Below are 21,884 nucleotides of genomic sequence, written 5' to 3'. Positions count from 1 at the left end.
CAAATTCGTCGGCCTGATAAGCGCAGAAACATCAGGCATTTTGAGCGTTATGCACAGACTGAGCGCGTAAATGATGCAGCGCGCGCAGGCACTGATCCTGATTGAGCTTTTGCGCCTTATCACCCGTCAACGTTCTGACAAACACCTGGCACGGTACACCAGCAAGCTTTTTCAGCCGTGGGCTGAAATCGAGAAGACGGCGAGTAATGGCTTCGGCCTCTTTGCTGCCGGAAGTGGCGCGAGTTTTTACTACCGAACCACAGAACTGGGCTTTTCCTTGATCATCTGTATAGCGGTAAATAATCGCCAGATAATGATTAAACAGGCTTTGTTTCCATTCGGGGTGCGTATAAGAGTCGTATTCCAGATTGTCGTTTTCTTGGCAATCAACATCGTACAGCGGCAGGAAATCCAGCAGCGATGTAATTCGTAGCGCTAATTCCCGCATGCCAGCATTATTTATTGCATGAATAACAGCATGGGCCAGCACCCGAATCTGTCGTTCATTAATCAGTAATTCACACGTTTGTCCATCATGCAGTGTCAGAGAAAATGTTAAGTTTTCGCCTTTGTCATCCACTAACATCAGCGAATTTATGCGACGATTAATGTCGGCATTTTTTAGCTCATCTTCCTGAATCAAAGGAATATTTTCGTGCATCTTTTGGCTGACTTTATCGCATTCCTTCTCATATTGCGCATGCTCTTCTTCGCTAAGCTGATGTTTGACGGATAGCCTGCTTTCCAGGGCGATAAGCAGATCTCTTAGCCCAAGCGGAGAAAGAAAAAATAACGACGTTTTATTCCTTTGTTCTTTTATCTTTAATGCTAAGGCAATAAATTCATTCTTTTGACGAATAACACCGGTATTAATGCCTTTAATACTTATAGTCATAAAAGGTTCTCCCTAACCATATATTTATTAATATTCTGAATTTGGTTCTACTAATACAAATTATGAATTAATGATTTTATAGCGCTAATTAAAATAGCACAGATTAAAAGTGTGGCTCCACTTGTGAGAATTTAAATAATAAGTAATCTTGGTGAGTGTCCGGAATCGGACACTCAATAATGATTATTGTTGGCGTAGTTGCAGATCCAACGGCGTTTTACTTGGCTCTCCGCCAATTTCACGCGCCAGTTTGGGGACCATATAGCCGGAAACCAACGTCAGCAGTTCACGCATAATGTGACGTGCCTCATCGTCGCTGACCATAAAGTGGGCGGCACCTTGCACTTTGTCCAGTACGTGCAGGTAATAGGGCATCACCCCCGCATCAAACAGGGCGTTGCTCAGGTTCGCCAGTGTTTGTGCGTTATCGTTCACGCCACGCAGCAAAACGCTTTGGTTGAGTAGGGTGACCCCAGCGGTACGCAGTCGGACCATCGCCTGGTGAAACGCCTCATCGACCTCATTGGCGTGGTTAATGTGGTTGACCAGCAGAACCTGCAGGGAGGAGCGCGCAAAGCGCTGGACCAGTCCTTCAGTAATGCGTGCGGGGATCACAATCGGCAAACGGCTGTGAATGCGCAGACGCTTAATGTGCGGGATGGCTTCCAGTTGCGTGAGTAACCAGTCCAGTTCATGGTCCTTGGCCATTAGCGGATCACCACCGGAGAAGATAATCTCATCCAGCTCAGGATGCGCGCTAATGTAGTCCAGGGCGACCTGCCAGTTGCGCTTATTGCCCTGGTTTTCGGCATACGGGAAGTGTCGGCGGAAGCAATAGCGACAATTTACCGCGCAACCGCCTTTAACCAACAACAGCGCCCGATTGCGATATTTATGCAGCAAACCGGGGACCACGCTGTGCTGTTCTTCCAGCGGATCGGTCGAGTAGCCAGGTGCAGCAACAAACTCTTCCTGGGAAGTAAGTACCTGACGCAAAAGCGGATCGTCCGGATTGCCTTTTTCCATACGAGCAATAAAGGCGCGCGGTACGCGCAGGGCGAAAAGTCGTCTCGCGTCGCGTCCGGCCAACAGTTTTTCATCTGCGTCTATATTCAAAAGATGCAGAAGTTCATCAGGATCGGTCACAACATCGGCAAGTTGCGATAACCAATCTTCTCTGGATGGGGTATTTAGGGTTACAATATGCGCCATTTTGTGGCTTAGCTACCAGTTAACAATTTTCAGAGGGCCTTATGGCAACGTACTATAGCAACGATTTTCGTGCTGGTCTTAAAATCATGTTGGACGGCGAACCTTATGCGGTTGAAGCCAGCGAATTCGTTAAACCAGGTAAAGGCCAGGCATTTGCGCGCGTTAAGCTGCGTCGCCTGCTGACCGGTACTCGCGTAGAGAAAACCTTCAAGTCTACCGACTCCGCTGAAGGTGCAGACGTAGCCGACATGAACCTGACCTTCCTGTATAGCGACGGTGAGTTCTGGCACTTTATGAATAACACCACTTTCGAACAGCTGGCTGCAGACGAGAAAGCGGTAGGCGATAACGCTAAATGGCTGCTGGACCAGGCTGAATGCATCGTGACCCTGTGGAACGGTCAGCCGATCTCCGTGACTCCGCCAAACTTCGTTGAGCTGGAAGTCGTTGAAACCGACCCAGGTCTGAAAGGTGATACCGCTGGTACTGGCGGCAAACCGGCTACTCTGTCTACTGGCGCAGTCGTTAAAGTTCCGCTGTTCGTACAGATCGGTGAAGTGATCAAAGTGGATACTCGCTCCGGCGAATACGTTTCTCGCGTAAAATAAGATATCTATTTGATCTTATGGCGCAGGTTGCTGCGCCATACTTTTTCCAGGGCAGGAATGATGAAACGTCTTCTCAGTCTTGTAATGCTCATCCTTTTCACCAGCACTCTCCTGGCGGGTTGTAATACCGCGCGCGGCTTCGGTGAAGACATCAAACATCTTGGCAATTCAATCTCTCACGCCGCCAGCTAACACTCTCTCATAGTCTTAAAAACGGTTGTTTATCCATCACACTTGCGGATCTTGTCTATTATTAATGAGCTATACACAAACAATATTGGCTAGAAAAGGAAGACGTTATGGTTAAAAAGACAATTGCTGCGATCTTTTCTGTGTTGGTTCTTTCTTCAGTGTTGACTGCGTGCAATACCACGAAAGGTGTTGGGCAGGATATCTCTGAGGGCGGTAGCGCAATCTCTGGTGCAGCGACAAAAGCTCAACAATAATCATGAACGGTACGACGTCACGTCGTACCGTTAATTCCCCTTCTCGGGGAGTGAGAGAAACGGCGAGAAGCGGTTCCCCATGTGCAGTTTCATGCGGATATTCCGTTTATAGGTGTAGACCGTCTTGCCATGAATGCTGAGTGCGGCGGCTATCGCATTGTTACTCACACCATCCATCCACATCGACAATACTTTCTCCTCCTGCGGCGTAAGCAGCGGAGTCGCGTTTTCGGCTATTTCTAATGTGGGGCGAAGCTGTAGCGCCTCCTGAATCGTGTGTGAGAGCGCGTTCAGTGTGGTGTGCTTGGTTAAGACCGAATAGGCGACGGATTGAGAGGAAGCCATTGAGGTGTGCTGTCTTTCAACTGATTGCAGTAAAATCAGCGGGATGACGCCGCAGCTCATGAAAAAGGGTTTAATTGGCGGACTGGTATGCGTCTCGCTAATAAAACTGTATAAATCCGCGATCACCAGATGCGGCTTCCACTGCAAAATATGCTCTTTTGCTAACAGGAGATTATTGATCCCTGACACAAGAAATGAGGAGCTGAACCTGCCAGAATGATTAAGCAAGGCCTCAATCCCTGTGCGGGTAAAGTGGCACCGGTCAATCACTAAAATTTTAAGCATAACCTTTTCGCATTCAGAAGAGAGGCAATCGACTTTCCGGATTCAGAAAGCCCTTCATCATAGAGAACTCCGATGAGTGCCAAATGCGGGAACTACGCCGCTAATTATGCTTAATTCTTGCTTTTAGCGGGCAGCGAATAAAAAGGTTGAAATTCATTTTCTCTCGGGCAAAAATGCCATTTCACACATCAGCTTTGCAGGACGACCTGCAAACGCTTCTTTCACCGGGGACGGCCCCATTGTTCTGGAGCCTGATATGTCCTGGATCGTTTTATTAATTGCAGGTCTGCTCGAAGTTGTCTGGGCGATTGGCCTGAAATATACCCACGGTTTTACGCGTTTGACGCCAAGCATTATCACTATTGTGGCAATGATCGTCAGTATCGCCATGCTCTCCTGGGCAATGCGTACGTTGCCTGTAGGAACCGCCTATGCCGTATGGACGGGTATCGGCGCAGTCGGCGCGGCCATTACAGGGATTCTGCTGCTGGGTGAATCTGCCAGCCCGGCGCGGTTACTGAGCCTCGGGCTGATTGTGGCCGGTATTATTGGCCTCAAGCTGAGCACCCACTAAGCACCAGGCTGTTTTACCCAAATCAGCTTATTCACCTCAAACCCTTCCCGGGTCGCGATGGCCAGCATTTGCTGTTTCATTTCATCTGAAATAGTAGGGGTCCGTGAAAGGATCCACAGGTAGTCGCGATCCGGCCCGCAAACCAGCGCGTGACGATATTCCCTGTCGAGGGCAATCACGTTATACCCGCCATAGAAGGGGCCAAAAAACGAGACCTTGAGCGCAGCGCGGTTTGGGTCGCCAGTGAAGTAGGCTTTCCCCTCCGTTTTCTGCCACATTCCTCTGTCCGGGTTATAGCCCTTGTTAATAACATTGATACCGCCGTCGTCGCGCAGGCTGTAGGTAGCAGTCACTTTTTCCAGTCCACGTTCGAATCGATGGTCGAAACGCGCAATTTCATACCAGGTGCCCAGATAGCGTGTGGCATCAAAGTTATTTACTACGGTAACACCTTTCGGTGGTGTTGGGGTGCTGCAAGCGACAACCAGAAATGCAGCCGTAACTGCAGCAACGACGGGCAGAATGCGCATGGGATTTTCCTTGCTGGATTTTTGTTAAGTGTAGATGACAGCAGGAAAAAAAGAGAAAGAAAGGAAGCCCAATATCCAGGGCCTCCTTGTCCGTTACTGCAGTTTTTCAAGAATGCGCCAGGCGGCCTCGACGCGAACAGGGTTTGGGTAGCTCTTGTTTGCCAGCATCACGATGCCAAGGTTTTTTTCTGGAACGAACGCAACGTAGCTGCCGAATCCGCCAGTGGAGCCCGTTTTATGCACCCATGAGGCTTTCACGGCAGGCGCGGGCGGGTTTACCTCAACGGCAGGAAGCGCTGCCAGTGCCACTTTGCTGTCGCTACCGCTAATTATCGAGTCGGCCTTCACCGGCCAGTTCAGCATCTCCCAGCCCAGGCCCTGGTACATATCGCCAATACGCCAGTAACGTGACTGCGCAAGCTCGATGCCCTGCTGGAGCGTTTTCTCCTGAACCTGGCTGGCGTCCATGTTGGCCTGAACCCAACGGGTCATATCGATAACGCTCGATTTCACCCCGTAGGCTTCGGCATCAAGTTGCCCAGGGGATACATGCACTGGCTTTCCTTCGCGATAACCCCAGGCATAATCTTTTTGTTCGCTCTGCGGAACCGTAATCCAGGTATGCGCCAGTTTTAAGGGGTGCAGGACGCGTTTGGTCATCGCCTCTTCGTAGCTCATGCCTGAGGGTTTCACCGCCAGGGCGCCAAACAGACCAATGCTGGAGTTAGCATAAAGACGTTTAGCGCCTGGGGCCCATTGCGGCTGCCAGCTTTGATAAAAGCGTAGTAACGCGGCTTTATTCGTAACGTCGTCCGGAACCTGAAGCGGCAGGCCGCCTGCCGTGTAGGTGGCTAAGTGCAGCAGGCTGATACCCTGCCACTGCTTACCAGTCAGTTCAGGCCAGTACTGCGTGACCGGATCGCTGAACTTAATTTCGCCGCGGGCGATAGCATCGCCGCCCAGCACACCGTTGAACGTTTTACTGACCGATCCGAGTTCAAACAGCGTTTGTTGCGTGACTGGACGGTTATTGGCGATATCGGCTTTACCCCAGGTAAAGTAATAAGGTTTCCCCTGATAGATAATCGCAACGGCCATGCCCGGAATTGCCTGCTCCTGCATCAGCGGTGTGATGGTGCGGTTAACGATATCGGCAATTTGTTGTTCTGTTTTTGCGGCGGCAAACGTGGAGAAAGAAGCTGTCAGCAGCAGCGCGCAGCATATCGATTTTTTCATCATGAAATCAGTTCCGTAATTAAAAGCGAAAGGGTGTCCGGGCCCGTCAGACGTAATCAGTGTGTTTGATTTGCACCGTGTTGACAAACGGTTAAATTTAGCAGCAGATATAAGTTTTTCTAACAGGCCAGATAATGACGCGTAGCTATATCCCCCTTAACTCGCTGCGGGCTTTTGAAGCAGCGGCCAGACATCTCAGCTTTACCCGCGCTGCGATTGAGCTCAACGTGACGCATTCTGCAATAAGCCAGCATGTAAAAGCGCTGGAGCAACAGCTGAATTGTCAGCTTTTTGTGCGTGGTTCTCGAGGGTTAATGTTGACGACTGAAGGGGAAAGTCTGTTACCTGTACTTAATGACTCTTTCGATCGTATGGCGGGGATGCTGGATCGTTTTGCCACTAAACAGACTCAGGAAAAACTAAAAATTGGCGTGGTGGGGACCTTTGCGGTCGGTTGTCTTTTCCCTCTGTTGAGCGATTTTAAGCGCCACTGTCCGCATATTGATTTGCATATTTCCACCCACAATAACCGTGTGGATCCCGCCGCCGAAGGGCTGGATTATACTATTCGCTACGGAGGAGGAGCCTGGCACGATACCGATGCGCAATATTTGTGTAGCGCGCTGATGTCTCCGCTGTGTTCACCGACATTGGCCTCGCAGATTAAAGCACCTGTGGACATCCTGAAATTTCCGTTATTACGATCGTATCGGCGTGATGAATGGACGCTTTGGATGCAGGCCGCCGGAGAAGCGCCTCCGTCACCGACGCACAACGTGGTGGTGTTTGACTCGTCCGTCTCAATGCTGGAAGCCGCGCAGACGGGGATTGGTGTAGCAATTGCACCGGTTAGAATGTTCACGCATTTGCTCAGCAGTGAACGTATCGTGCAGCCTTTTTTAACGCAGATTGATCTGGGGAGTTACTGGATAACGCGTTTACAATCTCGTCCGGAGACGCCCGCGATGCGTGAGTTTTCCCGCTGGTTGACCGGGATGCTGCACTAATAAAAAGGCCCGCCATTGGCGGGCCTGATAATTAACGCATGCGATTAGATGGTCAGGATCCCAATAGCCGTTACAACGGTCAGGATAGCTGCCAGTCCGTAGAATACCCATTTGCCCGCAGGCACGTGGATTTTCAGGTCATGCATCGCGTGGTGCATACGGTGTAAACCGCACCACAGCGGCAGAACGATCATCAGGAACAGAAACGCACGTCCGATGAAGCTCTGAGCGAATGCCAGTACGCGTTCATAGCTGAAAGCATCAGGAACAAAGCCCAGCGGCAGCATAATGCCGACCAGCAGGATCATCACCGGCGCAATGATTGCGCTCCACATACCGCCTGCACCAAACAGGCCCCAGAATACGGGTTCGTCAGAGCGTTTTGGATTTGGATTAATCATTCCGGACTCCTTACCAGAACAGGGCAACAAACAGTATTACTACTGTCGCAACCACAGTAACTGCCCAGAGACCTTTGATGATCGGCTCTGGCCCCATTTTTTCGTCTTTTACAATGATGTTGGCAGCTTTTGGCGCCAGCTCAAACCAGGTTTTGGTATGCAGCAGCGCTGCTGCCAGGGCGATAATATTCAGGATCACCACCACCGGGTTTTGCAAAAAGGCGACAAAGCCCATCCAGGACTCTGCACCATGCTTGAGTGCAAACAGGCCGATAATCAGTTCAATGCTGAACCAGACTGCCGGAACCGCCGTGCCTTCGCGCAGCATGTAAAAACGATAAAATGGCAGCTTTTTCCACCAGGTGGACGTCATTGGTCGCACATAGGGTTTGCGTTTAGTCGTCATCGTGCACTCCTTAGCGTGGTTTCAGGGTAGCGATAAGAAAGTCTTTTGAACTTTCAACTTTACCCTGCTGAATGGCCGCAGCCGGATCGACGTGTTTCGGGCAGACTTCGGAGCAGTAGCCCACAAAAGTACAGGACCAGACGCCGTTCGGGCTGTTCAACTGAGCCATACGCTCCTTCTTACCGTGGTCGCGGCTATCTTCGTTGTAACGATGCGCCAGCGTAATCGCAGCCGGTCCAATGAACTCTGGGTTCAGGCCGAACTGCGGGCACGCGGCGTAGCACAGACCACAGTTGATGCAACCGGAGAACTGATGATACTTCGCCATCTGCGCCGGAGTCTGGGTGTTTGGACCCTGATCCGGTGTACGCGGGTTACCGATGATGTACGGTTTGATCGCTTCCAGGCTTTCGATAAAGTGCGTCATGTCGACGACCAGATCGCGCTCAATCGGGAAGTTGCCCAGCGCTTCAACCTTCATGCCGTTGGTGTAATCACGCAGGAAGGTTTTGCACGCCAGTTTAGGTACATTGTTGACCATCATGCCGCAGGAGCCGCAGATCGCCATACGGCAGGACCAGCGGTAGCTCAGGTCCGGTGCCAGGTTATCCTTGATGTAGCCCAACGCATCCAGCAGTGACGTGGTTTCATCATAAGGAACTTCGTAGAAAGCACTGTGCGGCGCGGTATCGGTTTCCGGGTTATAGCGCACCACCTCAACTTTCAGGTTTTTCATCTCAGCCATTCGCCTTCTCCTTCTTATCGGCTGCTTCCGCTTCGCCACCGTAAACACGTTTAGCCGGTGGCAGAGTGGTGATTTTCACGTCGCTGTATTCCAGGCGAGTCGTGCCGTCAGCATCGCGGAAGGCGAGGGTGTGTTTGAGGAAGTTCACATCGTCACGCTCGGTGCAGCCTTCATCCAGACGCTGATGCGCGCCGCGGGATTCTTTACGCGCCAGAGCAGAGTGCGCCATACATTCAGCAACGTTCAGACCGTGACCCAGTTCGATGGTGTACAGCAGGTCGGTGTTGAAGACGCTGGAGGTATCAGTGATACGTACGCGCTTGAAGCGTTCCTGCAGCTCCGCCAGTTTATCAACGGTTTTCTGCATGAGTTCCGGTGTACGGTAGATACCGCAACCTTCTTCCATGGACAGGCCCATTTCGTCACGGATCTTAGACCAGTTTTCGTTACCTTCCTGGTTAACCAGATCTTTCAGACGTTTTTCAACGCCAGCAACCTGCGCATCGAGCGCGGCACTGTTTGCAGCGCCAGCCGTTGCAGCACGTTCTGCAGCCTGTTCACCGGCCATACGACCGAAGACCACCAGTTCCGCCAGAGAGTTAGAACCCAGACGGTTAGCGCCATGCAGACCAACAGAGGAACATTCGCCCACAGCGAACAGACCTTTAATGCGGGTTTCACAGTGCTGATCGGTTTCGATACCGCCCATGGTGTAGTGCGCGGTAGGACGTACCGGGATCGGCTCTTTAACCGGATCGACACCCACGTAGGCTTTCGCCAGTTCGCAGATGAACGGTAAACGTTCGAGCAGTTTTTTCTCGCCGAGGTGACGCAGGTCGAGGTGAACCACATCGCCACGCGGGGTGGAAATGGTGTTGCCTTTACGCCATTCGTGCCAGAAAGCCTGAGAAACTTTGTCGCGCGGACCGAGTTCCATATATTTGTTTTTCGGTTCGCCCAGCGGGGTTTCCGGACCCATGCCGTAGTCTTGCAGATAACGGTAGCCGTTTTTGTTGACCAGGATACCGCCTTCACCACGGCAGCCTTCGGTCATCAGGATGCCAGAGCCTGGCAGACCCGTCGGGTGATACTGAACGAATTCCATATCACGCAGCGGAACGCCGTGGCTCAGCGCCATGCCCATACCGTCGCCAGTTACGATGCCGCCGTTGGTGTTGTAACGGTAAACACGACCTGCGCCGCCCGTTGCCATCACAACAGCATTAGCACGGATCTGCATCAGCGTGCCTTCCATCATGTTCATGGCAACCAGGCCGCGAGCATGGCCATCATCAACCAGGATATCCAGAACGAAGTGTTCGTCAAAGCGCTGAATCTGCGGGAACTGCAAAGATGTTTGGAACAGCGTATGCAACATGTGGAAGCCGGTTTTATCCGCGGCAAACCAGGTACGCTCGATTTTCATACCGCCGAAGCGACGTACGTTGACGCTACCGTCTTCACGGCGGCTCCATGGGCAGCCCCATTGTTCCAGTTGCGTCATTTCAGTTGGGCAGTGGTGGACAAAGTAATCCACGACATCCTGCTCACACAGCCAGTCTCCGCCTGCTACCGTATCGTGAAAATGGTAGTCAAAGCTGTCATGATCCTGCGCGACAGCAGCAGAGCCGCCTTCGGCAGCAACGGTATGGCTGCGCATTGGGTACACTTTTGAGATCAGTGCGATTTTAGCGTTGGGATTTGCTTGTGCGGCAGCAATTGCAGCACGTAATCCCGCGCCACCGGCGCCTATAATGGCAAGATCGGCTTGAAAGGTTTGCACGACATTCCTCCAGATTGTTGTTATTTCATTCCTGCCTGAAATCAGATGCTTCATCGGCTTCAAACAGGTTATGAACGCGTTTCCACTGCTCCTTTATAGGTACAATAGTATAGTCTCAGGGATGTGCGGGAAATTTGACGTGTTCGATTTTTTTAGCGTGTCAAAGGGGGGAATTATCATTGAATTTGATTAATTTAATTACTAAACCACCCCATGTCGCTTTTTTTATCCAATTGCCAGTGTGGATTATTGGCGCGCGAAATTTGTCTCGTTAACGCGATACGAGTAGACTTCGTGCCCTTGTCTTAAATCGGAGAAACAACCATGAGCGAAACGGCAACCTGGCAGCCGAGCGCGTCCATCCCCAATCTGTTAAAACGTGCAGCAATTATAGCGGAGATTCGCCGCTTTTTTGCCGATCGTGGCGTGCTTGAGGTTGAGACCCCTTGTATGAGTCAGGCAACGGTAACGGACATCCATCTGTTCCCGTTCGAAACGCGTTTCGTCGGCCCTGGACACTCCCAGGGAATGAATCTCTATTTAATGACCAGCCCGGAATACCATATGAAGCGCCTGCTGGTGGCAGGATGCGGCCCGGTGTATCAACTGTGCCGCAGCTTCCGTAATGAAGAGATGGGGCGTCATCATAACCCTGAATTCACCATGCTCGAATGGTATCGTCCGCACTACGATATGTATCGCCTGATGAATGAAGTGGATGATTTGCTCCAGCAGGTGCTGGACTGCTCACCTGCGGAAAGTCTCTCTTACCAGCAAGCCTTCCAGCGCCATCTGGAGATAGACCCGCTGTCTGCGGATAAAACCCAACTGCGGGAAGTGGCGGCGAAATTGGATCTCAGCAATATCGCCGATACTGAAGAAGACCGGGACACCTTACTGCAGTTGCTGTTTACGATGGGCGTTGAGCCGCATATTGGCAAAGACAAACCGACGTTTGTGTATCATTTCCCGGCCAGCCAGGCATCACTGGCGCAAATCAGTACCGAAGATCACCGCGTGGCTGAACGTTTCGAGGTTTACTACAAAGGTATTGAGCTGGCGAATGGTTTCCATGAATTGACCGACGCGCGCGAACAGCAGCAGCGGTTTGAACAGGATAACCGCAAACGTGCCGCACGTGGCTTGCCGCAGCAGCCTATCGACACCAACCTGCTTGAAGCGTTAAAAGTGGGTATGCCGGATTGCTCTGGCGTGGCGCTGGGCGTTGACCGTCTGGTGATGCTGGCGCTGGGCGCAGAGAGCCTGGCCGAGGTTATCGCATTTACCGTCGATCGCGCGTAACGTACTCTCCTTCAATACAAAGTGGCGGTGAAATGGCCACTTTGTAGCATATTTTTTCATTTACCCTCTAATAGCCACAATTTACTCCTGGATATTTGATATCGTTCAGGTATCAATTCTGTGTTGATTTTTCTATCGCTGAACTCTGAAAAGAGGGCAGTGCCAACCGGTGAGTGGCGTTTGTTAAACGCTTGCCAGAGTAAGGGATGGTTTAATGACCCAAACAATAAAAAAGATGAGCCTTATAGGTCTCATCCTCATGATATTTACGTCTGTTTTCGGTTTTGCGAATAGCCCCTCCGCATTCTATCTAATGGGGTATAGCGCGATTCCGTGGTATATATTTTCTGCATTATTATTCTTTATCCCATTTGCTTTAATGATGGCGGAAATGGGGGCTGCCTATCGGAAAGAAGAGGGCGGAATCTATTCGTGGATGAATAATAGCGTTGGGCCACGCTATGCGTTTATCGGCACGTTTATGTGGTTTTCTTCCTATGTGATATGGATGGTAAGCACCGCAGCGAAAGTCTGGGTACCTTTTTCAACCTTCTTATTTGGCGCGGACATGACGCAGCACTGGCGTTTTGCGGGGCTTGAGCCTACGCAGGTCGTCGGGTTGCTCGCCGTCGGTTGGATGATTCTGGTAACCTGCGTGGCCTCCCGGGGTATTAATAAGATTGCTCGTATTACGGCAGTAGGCGGAATTGCCGTAATGTGTCTTAATTTAGTTCTGTTGTTAGTGAGTGTCGCTATTTTGTTATTAACTGGTGGTCACTTTGCGCAGGATATTAATTTCATCTCCTCACCTAATCCGAGATATCAGTCCGGTCTGGCCATGTTGTCATTTGTTGTGTTTGCCATTTTTGCATACGGCGGAATAGAAGCCGTGGGGGGATTAGTTGATAAAACAGAAAAGCCAGAAAAGAACTTTGCGAAAGGCATTGTCTTTGCCGCGATTGTCATTTCTGTCGGTTATTCACTGGCCATATTTTTATGGGGCGTTAGCACCAACTGGCAGCAAGTATTAAGCAATAGCTCGGTCAACCTCGGCAATATAACGTATATCCTGATGAAAAGCCTCGGGATGACGTTAGGTAACGCGCTGCATCTTTCTCCTGAAACCGCGATGGTGACGGGGGTGTGGTTAGCGCGTATCACCGGGCTTTCTATGTTTCTCGCTTACACCGGCGCTTTTTTCACGCTCAGCTATTCGCCACTAAAAGCGATTATTCAAGGAACGCCGAAGGCGCTGTGGCCAGCGCCGATGACCAAACTAAATGCCGTGGGGATGCCGACGACGGCAATGTGGTTGCAGTGCCTGCTGGTGAGCCTGTTTATCCTGCTGGTTTCGTTTGGCGGCGATACGGCTTCAGCGTTCTATAACAAACTGACGCTGATGGCGAACGTCTCGATGACGCTGCCGTATCTGTTCCTCGCGCTGGCGTTTCCGTTCTTTAAAGCCCGTACGGGCCTGGAAAGACCGTTTGTTGTCTTTAAAACCCGAGCGGCGACGTTACTGGCCACATCGGTGGTTGTGCTGGTGGTGACGTTTGCCAATGTGTTCACCATCATCCAGCCGGTGATTGAAGCTGGGGACTGGAACAGCGCATTGTGGATGACCGGAGGCCCGATCTTCTTCTCGCTGTTGGCAATGGCGATTTATCAGAACTACAGCCGTCGTATGGTGAAACTCCCCCGGTGGGTGACAGACTAAGGAAAGATAAATATTGAATTTCCGCAAAGCCCGATAGGGATACCGTTCGGGCTTTGTTCGTAATAAATCATTTTTATAATTTATCAAAATGAAATTCGTGTGTATATCTATGATATATTTATTATGACAATCATCTTGGGGTGATATTGTATAATTGGAAATGATTGCTGCTATGAATTTATTTTAAAAAATATAACTTCTGATTTTTCCTTTTATGCTTGTGATGTCTGTCTCATTACTGGTTGAGAATCATGACTATTGTTAGGTCAATGTTTACATTGCCTTGGTGATTAAATTTTTATGATGATCAGCTCTCCGCCATTTTGTGAGATAGACGAATATGGTTTTCCTCATTGGAACGGGTTGGATTTTTTCCGTTGGTATGCCCTGCCTACCAATTGGCGTTTTATGACTGGGAAATCATATCTTTGGTATTATAAAACGGCTTGGTTAATTCACCATAGAACTATTATAAAACAATGTGCTTATGAAGCAAGAGTCCCAGAATTACTCCTTGCAGGTGTTGCTGTCGCAGAAGTTGGCGGAACTCCAGAGAGATTTAAAGGTGTTGGTGTTCTGCAATTTAGACAGGTAATTGAAGAAGTATTGGGAAAGAGCAGCAATGAATGGTCGAATGCTACATCTGTCGGTTCAGTTGCTATCCAGATAGGCGTTGCAGCAAGAACAATAGGTATTCACCCAGATAAACTGACTCATTTTCAGCAATTCCGCTTGTCGCAGTGTTTGCTTGATAACCACTTTAATATTCGGGTTGTAGCATTCCATTTACGCGATCTTATTTTATATGACAATCCAGATTCTGATACTATGTACTTGACAGATGAACAAATAATATTGGCTGGTTCTAGATATAATCGTGGAACCATGAGAAATAAAAAGGATATTATCCAATCTATTAGTGAACAACCCGGTTTTCCGGATCGTGAGTATAGTGAATATGGTCGTCGAATTATAGAAAAGAAAGATGCAATACTTAAAATTATGCGAGGCGGCTAATGAGTTGGAAGTCTTTTACATTGAATTTCATCTGGGGCATAGTTAGCATTATATTGATAATTATGTTTTCAACTCAGGACAAGGAATGGTTTATTGACGGTAGGGGAATTAATAATGTCTGTGATGTCATGAATTATATTGAGGACGACGATGTTCGTTCTGTGGGCATAATCTTAACACTACCTCTGTTTATTCCTTTTATCTATGCGATCGTATGGAGAAGACAGCGCGGTATCTGGCAATATTCTATCATGGCGACTCTCCTGCTTTTTTGGTTATGGCGTTTTATCATTAGATATCAATTATGCTGGTAAATAAGACGCTGGGTAGTGTAAGCACACCTCACGTCTTATTGTGGCATGACTTACAAACTCCCCGCCGGGCGACTGCTTCTGCCCGCAGAACTTAAGGTTCTTCCCGTTTGCTTACCGCCGAGGCTCTCCAGACGCATCTGGAACGGTGGGAACGGCATATCGATACCGTGCTCGCGGAAGCCTGCCAGAATCAGCTGGTGGATTTCGTGGCGCAGCGGCATACGATGCCCCATCTCAGCGGCATAAATACGCAGTTCGAAGATTTGAATCCCTTGCTGCAGGTCAACCAGGAAGACTTCTGGCGCCGGGTTATCGATAACCAGTGAGCAGCGTTGTGCGGCAGTAAGCAGGATCTGCGTAACCTCCTCGCTGTTAGCCTCCGACGGTGCCGGGATGGTTAATACCACACGGGTGACCGAATCCGATAACGACCAGTTGATAAACTGCTCGGTGATAAAGGCTTTGTTGGGCACGATGATCTCTTTGCGGTCCCAGTCGCTGATGGTCGTGGCGCGGGTATTAATTTTCGTCACGCTACCGGTAAGATCGCGAATTGTCACCGTGTCGCCAATGCGGATTGGTTTTTCAAAGAGGATAATCAGGCCGGAAATAAAGTTGGCGAAGATCTCCTGCAAACCAAAGCCCAGACCGACACCGAGAGCCGCTACCAGCCATTGCAGTTTGGACCACTCAATACCGATCATTGAGAAGCCAACCAGACCGCCAATCAGCATCAGCAGGTACTTGGTGATGGTGGTGATAGCGTAACCGGTGCCGGGGGTTAAATCGAGATGTTGCAGCAGCGCCAGCTCCAGCAGCGCGGGCAGGTTGCGCACTAACTGGGTAGTGATGATAAACACCAGGATTGCGATAAGCACCGCGCCCAGCGTTATCGGCTCTAAACTTTCCACACCCTGCACCGTGGAGGTGACATCCCACAACGAGATGTTTTCCAGGAAGCCGAAAGCAGAATGAATTTCTGACCACAGCACAATGACCGAGAGCAGGGCGATAAGCATCAGGATAGAGCGCACCAGGCGCAGTGATTGCGCGCTGATAGCATCCAGATCCACTTCGCTTTCATCAACATCAATCGTGCCTTCAAGGCTGGTGGAATGCGCTGGTTCTTCTTCACCCCGTGCGCGCTGCGCCAGCATTTCGGCACGTCGATGCTTGGCGCGGTCAAACGCCAGCCGGCGGCGCTGGATCAGCATCCAGCGGCGGATAACGTGATACACCACCAGTAACAAGAACCAGATAGCTACGGACGTTTCCAGACGCGCCAGTAAAGCTTGCGACGTGGCGAGATAGCCCACTGCCGCAGCGAGAATGGCAATCAGCGGTGCGCCCATCAGCATATTCCACAGCATGCTGTTGACCATGTTATCGCTGTTGCCTTCTTTATCGAGGTACAGCGGTATTCCGGCGCGTTTCAGGCTCAGGGTCACGACCGCCAGCGCACCGCAAATCAGAATAAAGCACAGACGCCCCAGTGAGGCGGAGAATTCCCGGTCATTGAGATTATCAAACATAATCACCGCCATGATCAGCGGCACAATCAGCCCGATACTCATCAGGTAATAGTGCATGGCTTTCGCGACGCGGTTACGCGGCCAGCCAAAGTGGGCAATGAACAGACCGTTGGGGCGCGCAAAGGTGGCGCAAATCATTACTGCCCACAGCATGGGCACCGTGGCGGTAACGCCATCACCGATAGCGACAGCTAATGGATAAGGCCAGGCTTCCTGCAATCCGTAACCGAGCGTTGCCCACAGCACCGGCAACGGAGAAGCGACGAGTATCGACCAGAACACCGTGCGTATCGTCAGCCAGAAGTGGTCCTGGGTGACTTTCCCGACCCGGGCAGATGAACGCTCCAGAAAACGGGTGAAGTGTTTGCGCGAAGAGAGGCTAAAGCCAACCAGCACCAATGCCGCGAAAAGCGGCAGCAGCGTTTCTTTGCTGGTCAGCATCATGATGCTGGCTTTGCCCAACTGATTAAACGTATCTAATGAGATCAGACGCCGCAGATCCTGGACGATGTCGACAGGCCAGGAGAGGGAGATGGGGCTAACGTCCGAGGTCCAGAAAAGATAGCGGTGCGTTGCTTCGTTGACCTCTTTTAGCGCATCTTCCAGTTGGCTGTTAGAGACTTTGAGCTTGGTCAGCTCAAGGATCAGCGTATCGCCACCCTGTAACAAAGAGTTCAGCAGCTCACGTTGGGTGCGTAACTGGGCGTTGAGAATGCTGCTCTGTTCAGCGGTCAGCGGTTGTCCATCGGCCTGATGAATCTGACGCAACTGCGGCTGTTTATTGAGGAGATCCTCATAGCGCATACGGTGCACGCGAAGCTGCGCCATTTCGGTATCCAACTGCTGAGGCTTGGGCATTTCCGGTAAACGGGATACCTGCGCGCGCAGCGCTTCTCCCAGCATATTTGAGACCCCAAGCCACTGAGACTGCTCTCGCAGCGTATTCAATGCCTGGCGCACCTGCAGCGTTTGGCTGGCGGCTTGACGCTGTTGCGAGGCGACCAGGTCCATACGTTGCGCCTGCTGGTTTAATGCCTGAGACAGTTCGCGGTTAACCTTGAACTGGTCGACAATACCTTCCGGCAGTCCCGCGCTGTTTTCCGCCAACAGTTCGGTGCTTTCCAGCGCTCGCTCTGCCTCACGCTGACGTTGACTGTTGAGCTGGTTGCGCAAAGCCTGCAGGTAAGTATCGAGCTGCTGGCTCTGTTTTTCCGCCAGCTCTGAGCGCATACGCGCCAGTTCCTGGCGGTTATTAGCGGAAAGCTGCGCCAGCTCCAGTTCATCGACCAGGGCTTTGAGTTTGGCGGATTCAGCCTGCATCGCCTGATTCTGCGCGGGATTAGAGTTGGCGGTACCAATACGTCGCTCAAGCTCATTTAGCTGGCGGCGGGCATCGGTTTGCTGTTGAGGAAGCTGGCTTAACGAGTCGGCGATTTCCCGGGCGCGATCCTGCTCCTGCTGGGCCTGACGACTCTTTTCCAACAGTTGGCTGCTGACCTGGAGGATCTCCTGGTTTAACGCATCGGTGGTGAGTCCGGTTGGCACATTGCGCGGTTCATCGCGCAGGTTGCTAAGCTGCGCGCGTAATGTTGCGGACAGCTTGGGGAAGTTATCAATAACCTGCTGATATTGCTGGGCACGCTCGAGAGAACCTTTACGCTCCTCGAGGGCATTCAGCGCGGACTGGAGAGCCTCAACGGTTTCTGGCTGAGCAGGTTTCGCCGCTTTTGCCTGCTCCAGTTCCTGGGTGAGTTGTTTGGCATCGGGGGCCGTCGCAGCGTACGCCCCCAGGCTGAGGCACCAGGCCATCAGAAAAGTGATAATCAGGCGCACAGCAGCGATTCCTATGTTTAACTTTCGTCTTTTTTGTCGTCAACCAGCGGGCTGGCGTCGTGTTCTGCTTCGATCTCTTCTTTCGCAAGCGGGGCAGGTTCTGCCTCTGGTGTCACGAATGTCTCGGTCGAGATGGCCATTGGCTGGCCGATTTTGGTCACTGAAAGGTCCTGCAACTGCTCAACCAGGTTAACTTTGCCAGGCGCGAACAGGTTGATAACGGTGGAACCGAGCTTAAAGCGGCCCATTTCCTGACCTTTCAACAGCGCCACCGACCCTTCGCTTTCGCCTTCCGGCCAGGTCCAGCGTTTGATGACGCCTTCACGCGGTGGGGTAATGGTGCCAGCCCATGCGGTTTCAATACTGCCAACGATGGTCGCGCCGACCAGAATCTGCACCATCGGGCCAAATTCGGTATCAAACAGACAGATTACGCGTTCGTTGCGTGCAAACAGGTTTGGAACGTTTTGCGCAGTCAGGATATTTACAGAGAAGAGATCGCCTGGCACGTACATCATTTCACGCAGGATACCGTTACACGGCATATGTACACGGTGGTAATCGCGTGGAGATAAGTAAGTGGTCACAAACGTACCGTTGCGGAATTTGTCCGCCATCTGGTAGTTGCCGGCCAGCAGTGCTTCAAGAGTATAGCTGTGCCCTTTGGCCTGCAGCAGTTTGTCTTCTTCGATGTTTCCTAACTGGTTAATCACGCCGTCAGCAGGCATGACCAGTACGTTTGGATCGGTGTTAATCGGGCGAACGTCGTCGCGCAGTGGGCGAACAAAGAAGTCGTTAAAGGTGCGATAGCTGGCGGTGTCCGGTTTTTGCGCCTCTTTCATATCGACCTTGTAATATTTCACGAACAGATCGATAACCAGTTTAGTCAGCCATCCTGCTCGTTTGCTCGCACCCCAACCCGCCAGGCGAGTGAGCCATAGTTTCGGCAGAATGTATTGTAGCGAAAGCTTAAATGAGTTTAACAAGGTAGCCTCCAGGCCATAATTTGTTCCCGATCCGGCATACGGGCCGGATCCTGAAAAAAGGGGGACGATTCTAGCGATGCTTAGCTTAGTTGTCAGTTGTCTGTATCAGAAAAGTTTTTACGTGTTTTTACCTGCGCCATGCTTTCCAGGATGCGGTGATAATTTTCAAACCGAGTTTCGGCTATTGCCCCTTTTTCTACGGCCTCACGGATAGCGCAGCCTGGATCGGTATCATGCTTGCAGTCGCGGTATTTGCAGTGGCCCAGGTAGTCATGGAATTCGACAAAACCATGTGTGATTTGTTCCGGCTCCAGATGCCACAACCCGAACTCACGTACGCCAGGGGAGTCGATAACGTCGCCACCGTGCGGGAAATGATACAGGCGAGAGGCAGTGGTGGTGTGCTGTCCAAGGCCGGAGTTGTCGGAGACATCGTTGGTCAGGATCTCTTCCTGCAGACCGAGAAGATTATTGAGCAGGCTAGATTTACCAACGCCCGACTGACCGGCAAAAATGCTGATGCGATCGGTTAATGCTTCTTCAAGCGGTTTCAGGCCGTCTTTCGTGCGGCTTGATACCATCAACACGCGATAGCCAATGTGGCGATAAATATCCATCTGTTCGTTAACAAAGGCCATGCCTTCGTCATCCAGCAGATCGATCTTATTCAAGACGATAATCGGTTCAACGTGTAGCGTTTCACAGGCTACCAGATACCGGTCGATAATATTGAGTGACAGCTCGGGTAAGATGGCTGAGACAATAACGATCTGGTTGATGTTGGCGGCAATGGGTTTTACCCCGTCGTAAAAGTCGGGGCGTGTCAGTACCGAGGTACGCTCGTGTACCGCCTCAACGATGCCTTTGACATTCACGCCTTCTGCTGCTGCTTTTCCCGGGCGCCAGACAACGCGATCGCCGGTCACCAGCGAGCGAATTGTACGGCGGATGTTGCAGCGGTGAATCTCACCGTCAGCAGATTCCACGTCGGCATGCATGCCAAAACGGCTGATAACGATGCCTTCAGCGGTTTCGCCAAACAGGTTGTCGTCGTAGTCTGGCTTCTCCGTGGACGTTTTCAGACGACGCTGGTGATTGGCGTTCACACGGCGCTGTTGGCCTTTGGAGAGTTTATTCTTACTCAATCGGACTGACTCCTGGTCGCCCATAATGGGCAAAACATTTATGATACACGCAATTTTAGATGAATATAGTCACACTGAATGTGACGCTGAAGGGTGGAAAATAGCATGAGTGCCAATGAAAACAACCTGATTTGGATCGATCTGGAGATGACAGGTCTGGATCCCGAGCGCGATCGCATAATTGAGATAGCCACGCTGGTGACGGATGCCAACCTGAATATTCTGGCTGAAGGACCGACAATTGCGGTGCACCAGTCCGACGAACAGCTGGCATTAATGGATGACTGGAACGTACGTACGCATACCGGTAGTGGGCTAGTGGATCGCGTGAAGGCGAGCACCATGGGGGATCGTGAAGCTGAACTGGCTACGCTGGCTTTTTTGAAAGAGTGGGTTCCAGAAGGGAAATCACCTATCTGCGGCAACAGCATCGGTCAGGATCGTCGTTTCCTGTTTAAATACATGCCGGAGCTGGAGGCATATTTCCATTATCGCTATCTTGACGTCAGTACGCTGAAAGAGCTGGCGCGTCGTTGGAAGCCGGAAATCCTTGCTGGCTTCACCAAGCAGGGAACGCATCAGGCGATGGACGATATTCGTGAATCTGTTGCTGAGCTTGCTTACTATCGCGAACATTTTATTAAGCTTTGATTTTGTGGATGGCCGGGCGGCGCTGTGGCTTACCCGGCCTACGAATATCGTTCCTGTGCGCTTGCACTGAGGCTGGATTGTCGCTAAATTAGACGACTTGCCGATAAATTCAGCACTTAAACAGAAAAACGAAAAAATCGCTTTTAGGGGGGTTGCAGCTAAACGGATTTCTCGTATAATGCGCCTCCCGTAACGACAGAGAATTACACGTTACGGCAGCAGCAAAAGCAGTACAAATTTGCGGGAATAGCTCAGTTGGTAGAGCACGACCTTGCCAAGGTCGGGGTCGCGAGTTCGAGTCTCGTTTCCCGCTCCAAAATTTGAAAGTGCTTGTAAAGCACAGACCACCAATCGCAGAATTTCGAATTGCGACAAGGCGGCAACTGAATGAGTCCTTAGGAGCTTACTAAAGTAAGTGACTTAGGCGAATGAAGGCAGCCAACGCAGTAGCGGTTCGAAAGACGAAGATTAAGCGGGAATAGCTCAGTTGGTAGAGCACGACCTTGCCAAGGTCGGGGTCGCGAGTTCGAGTCTCGTTTCCCGCTCCAAAATTTGAAAGTGCTTATGTCTACAAAGCACAGACACACCCAAGCGGGAATAGCTCAGTTGGTAGAGCACGACCTTGCCAAGGTCGGGGTCGCGAGTTCGAGTCTCGTTTCCCGCTCCAAATTCTTACCCCAATAAAAATATCCACAGCGAATAAATACGTTGGGGACGTTTTTTTTCGTCATTGACATACTCTTGTAAACAGACTTATCCACAGGTTCGGGTATTATTCCTGGAATGCAAAAAACTTAGTTGGGTGAATAGTATCATTTTAACTCTTTGAAAATATTGAATTAATTATCATTTCAAATTGTTAATACGATCACTTGACGATTTTTTCCCTCTTGAATATCAATGTGTTTTTATTT

Annotated in this window: 22 protein-coding genes and 3 tRNA genes; 13 read left to right on the top strand and 12 right to left on the bottom strand. The window is 50.8% G+C overall.

Annotation, left to right across the window (positions count from 1 at the left end; translation table 11 throughout):
• Nucleotides 1-31: 31 nt before the first annotated feature.
• A complete protein-coding gene (gene yjeJ / locus HV037_RS21645) occupies nucleotides 32-895 on the bottom strand; it encodes a YjeJ family protein (RefSeq protein WP_103283396.1) in 864 nt (287 codons plus the stop codon).
• 183 nt (nucleotides 896-1,078) lie between these two features.
• On the bottom strand, nucleotides 1,079-2,107 hold the full coding sequence (gene epmB, locus HV037_RS21640; RefSeq protein WP_047358982.1) for an EF-P beta-lysylation protein EpmB: 1,029 nt from the start codon (nucleotides 2,105-2,107) through the stop codon (nucleotides 1,079-1,081).
• Nucleotides 2,108-2,148: 41 nt separating this feature from the next.
• Between epmB and efp the strand changes: the two genes are divergently transcribed.
• The 3 genes from efp to ecnB all read left to right on the top strand — a co-directional run bounded on the left by efp (nucleotide 2,149) and on the right by ecnB (nucleotide 3,161).
• Complete coding sequence (gene efp / locus HV037_RS21635) at nucleotides 2,149-2,715, top strand: elongation factor P (RefSeq protein WP_003025478.1); 567 nt, start codon at nucleotides 2,149-2,151, stop codon at nucleotides 2,713-2,715.
• Nucleotides 2,716-2,772: 57 nt separating this feature from the next.
• Nucleotides 2,773-2,907 carry a lipoprotein antitoxin entericidin A gene (gene ecnA / locus HV037_RS21630; RefSeq protein WP_016151394.1) on the top strand — a complete coding sequence of 45 codons (135 nt, stop codon included), beginning with the start codon at nucleotides 2,773-2,775 and terminating at the stop codon, nucleotides 2,905-2,907.
• A 107-nt stretch (nucleotides 2,908-3,014) separates the two neighbouring features.
• Nucleotides 3,015-3,161, top strand: coding sequence for a lipoprotein toxin entericidin B (gene ecnB / locus HV037_RS21625; protein ID WP_016151395.1), 147 nt, complete (start codon nucleotides 3,015-3,017; stop codon nucleotides 3,159-3,161).
• A gap of 30 nt (nucleotides 3,162-3,191) precedes the next feature.
• On the opposite strand, the gene HV037_RS21620 is transcribed toward ecnB, so the two are convergent.
• Nucleotides 3,192-3,791 carry a LuxR C-terminal-related transcriptional regulator gene (locus HV037_RS21620; protein WP_103283397.1) on the bottom strand — a complete coding sequence of 200 codons (600 nt, stop codon included), beginning with the start codon at nucleotides 3,789-3,791 and terminating at the stop codon, nucleotides 3,192-3,194.
• A gap of 256 nt (nucleotides 3,792-4,047) precedes the next feature.
• Here HV037_RS21620 and sugE point away from each other — a divergent pair, with 256 nt between their 5' ends.
• A complete protein-coding gene (gene sugE / locus HV037_RS21615) occupies nucleotides 4,048-4,365 on the top strand; it encodes a quaternary ammonium compound efflux SMR transporter SugE (RefSeq protein ID WP_016151397.1) in 318 nt (105 codons plus the stop codon).
• Here sugE and HV037_RS21610 read toward each other — a convergent pair.
• Nucleotides 4,362-4,895, bottom strand: a complete 534-nt coding sequence (locus HV037_RS21610) for a lipocalin family protein (protein ID WP_016151398.1) — start codon at nucleotides 4,893-4,895, stop codon at nucleotides 4,362-4,364. The two genes, sugE and HV037_RS21610, sit on opposite strands and share 4 nt — an antisense overlap.
• 93 nt (nucleotides 4,896-4,988) lie before the next feature.
• Nucleotides 4,989-6,134 carry a class C beta-lactamase CMY-182 gene (locus tag HV037_RS21605; RefSeq protein ID WP_103283398.1) on the bottom strand — a complete coding sequence of 382 codons (1,146 nt, stop codon included), beginning with the start codon at nucleotides 6,132-6,134 and terminating at the stop codon, nucleotides 4,989-4,991.
• A 131-nt stretch (nucleotides 6,135-6,265) separates the two neighbouring features.
• Between HV037_RS21605 and ampR the strand changes: the two genes are divergently transcribed.
• The gene (gene ampR / locus HV037_RS21600) at nucleotides 6,266-7,138 is read left to right on the top strand and encodes a LysR family transcriptional regulator AmpR (RefSeq protein WP_103283399.1); all 873 of its coding nucleotides are present in this window, start codon (nucleotides 6,266-6,268) and stop codon (nucleotides 7,136-7,138) included.
• Between the two features lie 44 nt (nucleotides 7,139-7,182).
• Here the strand turns inward: ampR and frdD are convergent, their stop codons facing one another.
• From frdD to frdA, 4 genes are read right to left on the bottom strand one after another with little or no spacing between them, the layout of a single operon-like run.
• Nucleotides 7,183-7,539 (bottom strand): fumarate reductase subunit FrdD, encoded by a 357-nt coding sequence (gene frdD, locus HV037_RS21595; RefSeq protein ID WP_003025535.1) that lies wholly within the window; start codon nucleotides 7,537-7,539, stop codon nucleotides 7,183-7,185.
• A gap of 10 nt (nucleotides 7,540-7,549) precedes the next feature.
• Complete coding sequence (gene frdC / locus HV037_RS21590; protein ID WP_016151401.1) at nucleotides 7,550-7,945, bottom strand: fumarate reductase subunit FrdC; 396 nt, start codon at nucleotides 7,943-7,945, stop codon at nucleotides 7,550-7,552.
• Between the two features lie 10 nt (nucleotides 7,946-7,955).
• Complete coding sequence (frdB, locus tag HV037_RS21585; protein ID WP_006686291.1) at nucleotides 7,956-8,690, bottom strand: fumarate reductase iron-sulfur protein; 735 nt, start codon at nucleotides 8,688-8,690, stop codon at nucleotides 7,956-7,958.
• Nucleotides 8,683-10,473, bottom strand: coding sequence for a fumarate reductase (quinol) flavoprotein subunit (gene frdA / locus HV037_RS21580; protein WP_016151402.1), 1,791 nt, complete (start codon nucleotides 10,471-10,473; stop codon nucleotides 8,683-8,685). Before frdA ends, frdB begins: the two co-directional genes overlap by 8 nt.
• Before the next feature lie 324 nt (nucleotides 10,474-10,797).
• Here frdA and epmA point away from each other — a divergent pair, with 324 nt between their 5' ends.
• From epmA to HV037_RS21560, 4 genes are all read left to right on the top strand, one after another.
• A complete protein-coding gene (epmA, locus tag HV037_RS21575) occupies nucleotides 10,798-11,775 on the top strand; it encodes an elongation factor P--(R)-beta-lysine ligase (protein WP_003830517.1) in 978 nt (325 codons plus the stop codon).
• 214 nt (nucleotides 11,776-11,989) lie between these two features.
• Complete coding sequence (gene yjeM, locus HV037_RS21570) at nucleotides 11,990-13,492, top strand: glutamate/gamma-aminobutyrate family transporter YjeM (RefSeq protein WP_103283400.1); 1,503 nt, start codon at nucleotides 11,990-11,992, stop codon at nucleotides 13,490-13,492.
• 300 nt (nucleotides 13,493-13,792) lie between these two features.
• Nucleotides 13,793-14,509, top strand: a complete 717-nt coding sequence (locus HV037_RS21565) for a hypothetical protein (protein WP_077249808.1) — start codon at nucleotides 13,793-13,795, stop codon at nucleotides 14,507-14,509.
• Nucleotides 14,509-14,823 (top strand): YjeO family protein, encoded by a 315-nt coding sequence (locus HV037_RS21560; protein WP_019078195.1) that lies wholly within the window; start codon nucleotides 14,509-14,511, stop codon nucleotides 14,821-14,823. The genes HV037_RS21565 and HV037_RS21560 overlap by 1 nt, the downstream gene beginning before the upstream one ends.
• 50 nt (nucleotides 14,824-14,873) lie before the next feature.
• Here HV037_RS21560 and mscM read toward each other — a convergent pair whose 3' ends face one another.
• From mscM to rsgA, 3 genes are all read right to left on the bottom strand, one after another.
• Complete coding sequence (gene mscM, locus HV037_RS21555) at nucleotides 14,874-18,188, bottom strand: miniconductance mechanosensitive channel MscM (protein WP_016151404.1); 3,315 nt, start codon at nucleotides 18,186-18,188, stop codon at nucleotides 14,874-14,876.
• Between the two features lie 17 nt (nucleotides 18,189-18,205).
• Entirely contained in the window at nucleotides 18,206-19,174 is a 969-nt protein-coding gene (asd, locus tag HV037_RS21550; RefSeq protein WP_016155504.1) for an archaetidylserine decarboxylase, read from the bottom strand.
• A 92-nt stretch (nucleotides 19,175-19,266) separates the two neighbouring features.
• A complete protein-coding gene (gene rsgA / locus HV037_RS21545) occupies nucleotides 19,267-20,319 on the bottom strand; it encodes a small ribosomal subunit biogenesis GTPase RsgA (RefSeq protein ID WP_019078196.1) in 1,053 nt (350 codons plus the stop codon).
• A gap of 105 nt (nucleotides 20,320-20,424) precedes the next feature.
• Between rsgA and orn the strand changes: the two genes are divergently transcribed.
• The 4 genes from orn (at nucleotide 20,425) to HV037_RS21525 (ending at nucleotide 21,637) form a co-directional block, all read left to right on the top strand.
• Entirely contained in the window at nucleotides 20,425-20,970 is a 546-nt protein-coding gene (gene orn / locus HV037_RS21540; RefSeq protein ID WP_016151407.1) for an oligoribonuclease, read from the top strand.
• A gap of 240 nt (nucleotides 20,971-21,210) precedes the next feature.
• Nucleotides 21,211-21,286 (top strand) — tRNA-Gly (locus HV037_RS21535).
• 156 nt (nucleotides 21,287-21,442) lie between these two features.
• Nucleotides 21,443-21,518: transfer RNA gene (locus HV037_RS21530), tRNA-Gly, on the top strand.
• A gap of 43 nt (nucleotides 21,519-21,561) precedes the next feature.
• Nucleotides 21,562-21,637: transfer RNA gene (locus HV037_RS21525), tRNA-Gly, on the top strand.
• Nucleotides 21,638-21,884 lie beyond the last annotated feature (247 nt).

Origin of the sequence: Citrobacter sp. RHBSTW-00017 (assembly GCF_013797615.1) — a bacterium.
GTDB classification, from domain to species: Bacteria; Pseudomonadota; Gammaproteobacteria; order Enterobacterales; family Enterobacteriaceae; genus Citrobacter; species Citrobacter braakii.
This window is presented reverse-complemented; position numbering and strand designations above follow the sequence as displayed.

What these genes read in the sequence shown, in the direction of transcription:
- frdB (WP_006686291.1), bottom strand. Translation starts at nt 8,690, where the DNA reads ATGGCTGAGATGAAAAACCTGAAAGTTGAGGTGGTGCGCTATAACCCG.
- ampR (WP_103283399.1), top strand. Translation starts at nt 6,266, where the DNA reads ATGACGCGTAGCTATATCCCCCTTAACTCGCTGCGGGCTTTTGAAGCA.
- HV037_RS21605 (WP_103283398.1), bottom strand. Translation starts at nt 6,134, where the DNA reads ATGATGAAAAAATCGATATGCTGCGCGCTGCTGCTGACAGCTTCTTTC.
- sugE (WP_016151397.1), top strand. Translation starts at nt 4,048, where the DNA reads ATGTCCTGGATCGTTTTATTAATTGCAGGTCTGCTCGAAGTTGTCTGG.
- epmA (WP_003830517.1), top strand. Translation starts at nt 10,798, where the DNA reads ATGAGCGAAACGGCAACCTGGCAGCCGAGCGCGTCCATCCCCAATCTG.
- orn (WP_016151407.1), top strand. Translation starts at nt 20,425, where the DNA reads ATGAGTGCCAATGAAAACAACCTGATTTGGATCGATCTGGAGATGACA.
- ecnA (WP_016151394.1), top strand. Translation starts at nt 2,773, where the DNA reads ATGATGAAACGTCTTCTCAGTCTTGTAATGCTCATCCTTTTCACCAGC.
- frdC (WP_016151401.1), bottom strand. Translation starts at nt 7,945, where the DNA reads ATGACGACTAAACGCAAACCCTATGTGCGACCAATGACGTCCACCTGG.
- HV037_RS21620 (WP_103283397.1), bottom strand. Translation starts at nt 3,791, where the DNA reads ATGCTTAAAATTTTAGTGATTGACCGGTGCCACTTTACCCGCACAGGG.
- efp (WP_003025478.1), top strand. Translation starts at nt 2,149, where the DNA reads ATGGCAACGTACTATAGCAACGATTTTCGTGCTGGTCTTAAAATCATG.
- ecnB (WP_016151395.1), top strand. Translation starts at nt 3,015, where the DNA reads ATGGTTAAAAAGACAATTGCTGCGATCTTTTCTGTGTTGGTTCTTTCT.
- HV037_RS21610 (WP_016151398.1), bottom strand. Translation starts at nt 4,895, where the DNA reads ATGCGCATTCTGCCCGTCGTTGCTGCAGTTACGGCTGCATTTCTGGTT.
- yjeM (WP_103283400.1), top strand. Translation starts at nt 11,990, where the DNA reads ATGACCCAAACAATAAAAAAGATGAGCCTTATAGGTCTCATCCTCATG.
- yjeJ (WP_103283396.1), bottom strand. Translation starts at nt 895, where the DNA reads ATGACTATAAGTATTAAAGGCATTAATACCGGTGTTATTCGTCAAAAG.
- frdD (WP_003025535.1), bottom strand. Translation starts at nt 7,539, where the DNA reads ATGATTAATCCAAATCCAAAACGCTCTGACGAACCCGTATTCTGGGGC.
- epmB (WP_047358982.1), bottom strand. Translation starts at nt 2,107, where the DNA reads ATGGCGCATATTGTAACCCTAAATACCCCATCCAGAGAAGATTGGTTA.
- HV037_RS21560 (WP_019078195.1), top strand. Translation starts at nt 14,509, where the DNA reads ATGAGTTGGAAGTCTTTTACATTGAATTTCATCTGGGGCATAGTTAGC.
- HV037_RS21565 (WP_077249808.1), top strand. Translation starts at nt 13,793, where the DNA reads ATGATGATCAGCTCTCCGCCATTTTGTGAGATAGACGAATATGGTTTT.